This is a genomic window from Actinacidiphila sp. bgisy167, assembly GCF_057707665.1.
Genome location: NZ_JBYIQP010000146.1, coordinates 1 through 6,845, shown reverse-complemented (window position 1 = coordinate 6,845; position 6,845 = coordinate 1). Strand labels below are relative to the sequence as shown.

The window sequence follows — 6,845 nt, the reverse complement described above, 5'->3', positions numbered from 1 at the left end:
TCGGCGATGGCGATCAGCGGCTGCCAGGTGTCGGCGGCGCGGTCTTCGACCGGCATGGTCGGCGTCAGTTCGATCGCGTCGGTGTGGAGTGGGGCCAGCCACTGTGTGAGCCGGTCGCGCAGTGCGTGGAGGGAGGGGGTGTCGCGGAAGCTTCGGAACTCCGCCACCTTCTCGCCCGGCCTGCGTCGGCGCATCCGGATGACGACCGACCGGTCCATGATCGTGTCGGGCAGGTCGCCGATGCCCGCGAGGGCGGCCATGGCGAAGGTGGGGAACTTCGATACTTCGTGGTTGGGTCCGGAGACCCGGAGCGTGGGCCGGTTGCGTTGATGCCCCGCGTTGAGCAGGCCGCGCATCTCCTCGTTCTTCTCCGCGACTTTCGCGGACCCGAAGAGGGTGTCGGCCTCGTCGACCAGCAGTGTGGGCGGGGTGTCGGTGATGGACCGGAACACTGCTGCGGCTGAGGCGTTGACCGTGATGAGCGGGTCGTGGACGGTTTCGGTGATCACGTCCAGGAGCCGTGACTTGCCGCACCGTTTGGCCGGTCCGACCACGGCCAGCCTCGGTGCGTGCTGCCACGCGGTCTGCAGGTGGGTGGCCGCGACCCAGAGGGTCACGGCGGTGAAGGCTTCCTCGTTCGGCAGTACGACGTACCGGCGGATCTGCTCGCGCAGATCGGCCAGCACCTGCTGGCCCTCGGATGCCGGGGCGGGCTCGGGTTCGTCGGCGGGCGGTTCTGCGGGCGCTGGTGTCGGCGGTGCGGGCTGGGCCAGCCGGCCGGGTATCGCGACGGTCGGCCACACGGAGGGGGCAGCGGGGAGGGATGGCAGGTTCGGCTGCGGATCGGGCATACTGACGTCAGCTCCTCTGCTCGCGGGCCATATGGGACGGCAATCCCGGCCACGCGGGTTGATCGCTAGGGATGGCGGTTGTGAGGTTTGCGCTTGGCCCCCCGGCTCTGCTGGGGGGCTTTTCGTGTCTTGGGGGTCGGGCGCCTCGGGCGCGGTGCTGGTGGGAGTACCAGCATGGCACACGATTGCCGATTGCAGAAGTTTTTTGCGTATCGCAGGATGCCTGCTACGCTTTTACTGTCTGCGAACGGCAGAGACTCGCTACGAACAGAAGGGACTGGTCGCGGTGGACGAGGAACCCCAGCAAGGCGTCCTGATCAGCGGCGAGGAGAACGTCGCCGTACGGATCAAGCTGGAACGCGAAGCCCGCGGCTGGAGCACCAACTCCCTGTCCGACCGCCTGAACGAGGCAGGCTTCGACATGAACCCGTCCGCTGTCTGGCGCATCGAGAACCGCAAGCGCCGCATCAACGTTGACGAGGCGATCGGGTTCGCCGAGGTGTTCGGCATCGACCTGCGGAACCTTGTCGGTCCGCCGCAGCTCGCCGCCAAGGCCCGCGCCATGAAGCTCATCGACTCCGTCGTCGACGCCTACCGCGAGACGCAGCGCGCCAACGCAGCCTTCTCGAAGGCGAGAGACGCCCTCGACGCCTACCTCGCCGAGCACCCCGACATCCGCGAAGAGGCCGACGTGATGGTCTCCAACGCCATCGCCCAGGTCGCCAGTAGTCACATGCTGGAGACCTACGGGCAGGCGCCGGGTGAGGACGCGGCCGACGACAGCGTCCCCAGTAGTGACACGTAAGCGGACTTCCGGCCAACGGCCCTCGCGTCACAGGGCCGGAGCAACACACAACCGCCATCCCGAATGATCGATCCCCGCAGGCCGGCATTGCCGTGCCACAGGCCTGCGAAGAGAGGACCACGCCGTGCCCCGGTCGGCGATACCCCATGCCTCCACGCAGACCCCTCACGCTGCGAAGGGGGTGACACACACCACTGACCGCCTCCTCACGGTGGAAGAGGCAGCCGAACGCCTCGGCACCGGCATCCGTTTCGTCCGGCGCCTCATCGCGGAGCGCCGCATCGCCTTCGTCAAGGTCGGACGCCACGTCCGCCTCTCCGAGACCGTCCTTACCGCCTACATCGAGGTCCACACCGTCCAGCCCGCACGGCGGGTTCGGTCCAGCTACGGCAGTGCTGCCTGATGGCGGGCAAGCCGCAGCGGCGGCGTGAGTTCGGCAGCGTACGCAAGACCGAGTCGGGACGCTTCCAGGCCCGCTACTGGGCTCCGGACGGTAAACGGCGCTACGCGCCACACACCTTCGAGACCAAGACCGAGGCGACGACCTGGCTCACGCTCACGCAGGCGGACATAGAACGCAAGCACTGGACCGACCCCGACGTCGGCGCGGTCAACTTCGAGGACTTCGCCAACAAGTGGGTGCGGGAGCGCGGCCTCGCGGCGACCACCGAGGATCTGTACACCCGCTTGCTCAGGCTCCACATCCTGCCCGCTTTCGGGGCGTTGGACCTCGACGAGATCCAACCGGCGGACGTGCGCGTCTGGCGGGCCGAGCGGCTCAAGGCGACCAACAGCGCGAAGACGACGGTCGCCAAGTCCTACCGCCTGCTGAAAGCCGTGCTCCAGACGGCGGTCGACGACGATCTGCTCAAGAGCAACCCATGCCGTATCAAGGGCGCCGGCAAGGAGGAGGCAGATGAACGCGACGTCGCGGAGGTCGAACAGGTCTACACGCTGGCTGAAGCCATCGGACCACGCTGGCGGATCATGATCTTCCTGGGCGCCTTCGCCTCTCTCCGTCCCGAAGAACTGGCGGAGCTGCGGCGCCGTGACATCGACCTCGACGAGGGCATCGTGTGGATCAGGCGTGCCGCACCGGAGCTGACCAGCGGTCAGAAGGTTATTGGCGCTCCGAAATCGCGGGCGGGCACGCGTGCGGTCTACCTGCCCGACTTCGTGGTGCCTGAGCTGCGTCGCCACCTTCAATGGTTCGCCGAGAAGGAGCCGGACGGACTCCTCATCGTGGGCGAGCGAGGAGCCGCCCTGCGGCGATCCTCCTTCGGGCGGAAGTGGCGCAAGGCGCGGATAGCTGCGGGTCTGCCGGACAACTTCCGGTTCTACGACCTGCGCCATACCGGCAATACCCTGGCCGCCGACTCGGGCGCCAAGCTCAAGGACCTCATGGTCCGCGCGGGCCAGTCCAGCCCGAAGGCACAACTGATCTACCAGCACTCCAAGAAGAAGCACCAGCGCAAGCTCGCGAAGAGCATCGATGCCGAAGTCCGGCAGCAGCGCGGCGAAGCAGTCGAGCGGGCCCAGGCGGAGACGCAGGAGCACTCCGGCTGAGGTTGTGACGACCTCGCCCGAGGCGGCGTGGCGGAGGCGGGACCGCTCAGCAACAGCGGTCCTGTCTCCGCTCCATGTCCGCGGACGGAGTTCGCGGGAAGCGGTATTGCCTTCGCAATGCCCAACGCCTCACACTTCTATGACCCAGTTCACAGAAAATGCGTCTCGCTATTTGAGAAGTCCGGCGCGGAAAGGCTCGCGGATCGCGCGAAAGGACGCCAAGGCCGGGTCTCTGCCAGCAGAAAGGGCTTGTGGAGGGCTGGCGGGACAAGGAATGGTCTGGACAACAACAAAGCCCCGGGCCGCTGGCCTGGGGCTTTTGCGTGGAGCGGGTGACGAGAATCGAACTCGCGCTCTGAGCTTGGGAAGCTCATGTTCTACCATTAAACTACACCCGCGTAAGACACCTGTTGAGGTATCTGACCTCGCATACTGTACCCCATGTCAGGCCCGGACGCATGGCGCCGGGGCCTTCGCGTCGCTCTGAAAAGTGTGCTGAGGGAGGCGGCGGAGGCGTACGGTGTGGGATGCCTGCGTGCCCGAGAGGGCGGAGTGCCATATGAGGCAGGGGTTGCTTCATCCCCTAGTGTGGCTTTCGTCGTTGAGGTACCGGGGAGAAGGGGAGCGATGGATCGCACCGTCGTTCGTTGTGCCGAAGGGCACGTATTCAGCACCGCTACGTTCCCGATGCAGAACCTGGGCGCCGGAAGGCTCGGCCCCGGCCGGTTGATCAGGTGTCCACGGTGTGCCCGGCTGCGCAGTGCCGTCCCCGTGGCGGCTGACAGCGGCAAGTAGGCCCGCCTAGGTCCGGACGCGCAGGTCGGACGTGACGCGGGGTTCTTCGGGCCGGGTCGGCTCGATTCGGCCCGGAGCCCCGCCCACGCGTACTCTGCAGGAGTGCTTCTCTCTGACAAGGACATCCGGACCGAGATCGACAACGGGCGCGTCGGCATCGACCCGTACGAGCCGTCGATGGTGCAGCCGTCGAGCATCGACGTCCGGCTGGACCGTTTCTTCCGGGTGTTCGAGAACCACCGGTACCCGCACATCGACCCGGCCGTCGAGCAGCCGGACCTGACGCGGCTGGTGGAGCCGGAGGGGGACGACGCGTTCATCCTCCACCCCGGAGAGTTCGTGCTGGCCTCGACGTACGAGGTGATCACTCTGCCGGACGACATCGCCTCGCGTCTGGAGGGCAAGTCGAGCCTCGGGCGGCTGGGGCTGCTGACGCACTCGACCGCGGGCTTCATCGACCCCGGCTTCTCCGGCCACGTGACGCTGGAGCTGTCCAACGTCGCCACGCTGCCGATCAAGCTCTGGCCGGGGATGAAGATCGGGCAGCTGTGCCTGTTCCGCCTGACGTCGGCGGCCGAGTTCCCGTACGGCTCGGACAAGTACGGCTCGCGGTACCAGGGGCAGCGCGGGCCCACCCCGTCGCGTTCCTACCTCAACTTCCACCGGACGCCGGTCTGAGCCGCATGACCAGGTCGCTGTGATCCGACGCGGGTAAGGGGTGCCACTCCAGGAGCGGCACCCCTTACCCGTGCTTCCGCGCGCCCGAAGGCGGGGCGCCCGAAAGCGGGCTGCCTCAGATCACCGGCAGCTTGAAGAGCACCAGCAGCGCGATGAGCTGGATCGACGCCGCGCCCAGGGCCTTGGGCCACGGCAGGTCGTGGGACTTGGAGACCATGGAGGTCAGCAGGAAGGCGCAGCCGATCCAGGTGGCCCAGCCGAGGAACTGCACGAAGCTGTTGGCGCTGCCCAGGAAGACGGCGAAGGCCAGTCGCGGGGCGTCGGTCAGCGAGGTGACGAGCATGGCCAGGCCGACCGTGGGCGCCCAGGCGCCGGCGCCGCCGAGCTGGCGGGCGAGGGCGTTGGTGACGGCGCCGAGCATCAGGCCGCAGAGGATGACGGCGATGGCCGTGCACACCACCCAGGGGACGCTGTTGGAGAGGGTGGCGTCCAGGATGTCCTCGCGGGCGCTGTCGAAGCCGAAGACGGCGAGCAGCCCGTAGAGGAAGGTGACGATGAGGGCGGGGCCCCACACCTGGTGGTCGCGCATCTGCCAGAAGGTGGCGGACGGGCGCATGACGATCCCGCTCAGCAGCGGCTTCCACCCGAGCCGGGGGCCGGCCGGGGGCGCCGTGGTGTGGCCCGCGCGGTAGGTGGCCACCTGGTCCTGCTGCGTGGCCTGCGGCGGGTAGGGGGCGTAGGCGTCGGGCGCGTCGCCGATGGAGAAGGCGCGGGTGTGCCCGGGGCTGTTGTCGTACGAAGGCGTCGACGCCGCGGAGCCGAAGTACTCGGGTTCACCCTCGGCGGCCGGTGCGAAGCCGTGGTGGGGCTGCTGCCCGCCCGGCGAGGTGTTCTGCTGCGGGTAGCCGCCGTACTGCTGATGCGGTTGCTGCACGTCCCCGTCCCGTCCGCTTTCGTTCCTGGATCCAGCCACGCCTCGAACGTACCCGGTTCCGGGGGGCGGAGGACGGGCCCCCCGCCCCCGGAGGGGCATTGCTGCCAAGCTGTGACAGATTCCACACCCGGGCGGGCGCGGCACATCGGTGCCGGCTCCGGCCGGGATCCGCCCCGAATCCCCGGGCCTGTCCCGGACCCTTGAGAGACGTCGCCCGGCAGCTGTCGGGGGTGCCGCCCCTCGGGGCAGCGCTCCGGGCGGCGCGTGGGCGGGCGCGCGGGCCTGCGAAGCCCTACCGTTCGGGGCGGAACGGATCCGAAAGAACGGGAAGTGCCGATGGTCGTCAGGGTCGTACGGAATGCCGCGCGCGGGACCGCGCGCACCTCGGCGCGTGCCGCGGCGGGCGGGGCGCTCGCGGGGCTGCTGGCCCTGGCGGTGACGGGGTGCGGGCTGCTGACCACCGGCTCCGGTACGCCGGCCGCTCCGGCCGCCGGGAGTCCCCCCGCCGCGTCGTCCGCCGCCGGCGCCGTGCCGGTGAAGCCGGACCCCGCGGTGCTGGCCGCGCTGCCCGCGCGTCTTGAGGCGGACGGGACGACGGTCACGGTGGGCGACCCGGCCGCGCCGAGGACCGTCCACATCTACGAGGACCCGCGCTGTCCGGTCTGCAAGGCGTTCGAGACGGCCGCCGGGCCGCAGCTGGCGGCGCTGGCCGAGGCCGGCGACGTCAAGCTGCGGTACACCCTGGCCTCGTTCCTGGACGAGAACCTCAAGGGCAGCGGTTCCAAGAGGGCGGCGAACGCCCTGCGCGCGTCCGTCGAGGCGGGTACCGGGGCCTTCGCGACGTACCACGAGCTGCTCTACGCCAACCAGCCGCAGGAGCAGGTGGACGGGTTCACCGACGCGTACCTGCTGGAACTCGCCGGCAAGGTGAGGGGACTGCGCGGTGCCGCCTTCGACACGGCGGTGCGCCGTCAGTCCTACGCGCGGTTCGTGACCGCCTCCGAGGAGGCGTTCGTCAAGAGCGGCGCCACTGGCACCCCCTACGTGAAGATCGACGACACGGCGGTCTCCCAGGACGACCTGCAGAAGCTCTTCGACCCCGTCTCCTTCGCCGCGCTGCTGCGGGGCGCCGGCATCGGCGGCTGAGAACGGCTGAGAACGGCTGAGAGCGGCTGAGAACCACGCGGAAGGCCGGTGGGGGTGTGGGGAGCGTGGT

General features: G+C 69.0%; 7 protein-coding genes and 1 tRNA gene. 5 read left to right on the top strand and 3 right to left on the bottom strand.

Translation table 11 applies throughout. The features are described from left to right. Positions 1-851: DUF3631 domain-containing protein (locus tag AC3ET4_RS29905; protein ID WP_431954954.1), on the bottom strand; the 851-nt coding region annotated here is incomplete at its 3' end. Positions 852-1,137: 286 nt separating this feature from the next. Here AC3ET4_RS29905 and AC3ET4_RS29900 point away from each other — a divergent pair. From AC3ET4_RS29900 to AC3ET4_RS29890, 3 genes are all read left to right on the top strand, one after another. Next, on the top strand, positions 1,138-1,656 hold the full coding sequence (locus AC3ET4_RS29900; protein ID WP_431954952.1) for a helix-turn-helix domain-containing protein: 519 nt from the start codon (positions 1,138-1,140) through the stop codon (positions 1,654-1,656). Between the two features lie 181 nt (positions 1,657-1,837). After that, a complete protein-coding gene (locus tag AC3ET4_RS29895; protein WP_431954950.1) occupies positions 1,838-2,059 on the top strand; it encodes an excisionase family DNA-binding protein in 222 nt (73 codons plus the stop codon). After that, complete coding sequence (locus AC3ET4_RS29890; protein WP_431954948.1) at positions 2,059-3,222, top strand: tyrosine-type recombinase/integrase; 1,164 nt, start codon at positions 2,059-2,061, stop codon at positions 3,220-3,222. Before AC3ET4_RS29895 ends, AC3ET4_RS29890 begins: the two co-directional genes overlap by 1 nt. Positions 3,223-3,546: 324 nt before the next feature. On the opposite strand, the gene AC3ET4_RS29885 is transcribed toward AC3ET4_RS29890, so the two are convergent. After that, a tRNA-Gly gene (locus AC3ET4_RS29885) sits at positions 3,547-3,620 on the bottom strand. 499 nt (positions 3,621-4,119) lie between these two features. Here AC3ET4_RS29885 and dcd point away from each other — a divergent pair. Continuing rightward, positions 4,120-4,695, top strand: coding sequence for a dCTP deaminase (gene dcd / locus AC3ET4_RS29880; protein ID WP_431954946.1), 576 nt, complete (start codon positions 4,120-4,122; stop codon positions 4,693-4,695). Between the two features lie 115 nt (positions 4,696-4,810). Here the strand turns inward: dcd and AC3ET4_RS29875 are convergent, their stop codons facing one another. Then, entirely contained in the window at positions 4,811-5,668 is an 858-nt protein-coding gene (locus AC3ET4_RS29875) for a Yip1 family protein (protein ID WP_431954944.1), read from the bottom strand. A gap of 297 nt (positions 5,669-5,965) precedes the next feature. Here AC3ET4_RS29875 and AC3ET4_RS29870 point away from each other — a divergent pair, with 297 nt between their 5' ends. After that, entirely contained in the window at positions 5,966-6,775 is an 810-nt protein-coding gene (locus AC3ET4_RS29870; protein ID WP_431954942.1) for a thioredoxin domain-containing protein, read from the top strand. Positions 6,776-6,845 lie beyond the last annotated feature (70 nt).